This window comes from Brevibacillus sp. LEMMJ03 (assembly GCF_007197875.1).
GTDB lineage: Bacteria > Bacillota > Bacilli > Brevibacillales > Brevibacillaceae > Brevibacillus > Brevibacillus thermoruber.
Window position 1 is genome coordinate 1 of the sequence record NZ_VKJN01000083.1, and the last position, 438, is coordinate 438.

Genomic DNA, 438 nt, shown 5'->3' on the forward strand with positions numbered 1-438 from the left:
AAGTCGATCACTGGGCTCAAGGACGATCCCTATCGCAGTCTTGCGGGCGAGCTGCGGCGCGCCGGCGGCTTCGCCAAGGACACCACGCCGTTCAGCGAATTCCTGTGGGCGGATTTCCTGCGGCGGCGGATTCCCCGCAAGAGCATCGAGGACGATTTTTCCAAGGCACTGGACCGCGCATTGGCATTCGGCCGCAGCAAGGACGCGGGCTACCTGCCGGGCTGGTGCGGACCGGTGGCGGACGACTAAAGGCGGCCTACGACCTAAAGGCGGCTCTACGATTTGGACAGGCGGCCCATCAGGTAGAACTCGTCGTTCGGCAGCATGTTGGTGACATTGGCGATCCGGTTCGACATGCCGAAGAAGGCCGAGATCGCCGCGATGTCCCAGATCTCGTCGGTGCTCAGGCCGTGCTGCTCGAGCACCGCAAAGTCCTCC

Annotated in this window: 1 protein-coding gene; it reads left to right on the forward strand. The window is 63.7% G+C overall.

All coding sequences use genetic code 11. From position 1 onward, the window contains the following. The coding region (locus FOI68_RS22900; RefSeq protein ID WP_221935139.1) for a ParB-like protein at positions 1–249 on the forward strand (249 nt) is incomplete at its 5' end. Positions 250–438 lie beyond the last annotated feature (189 nt).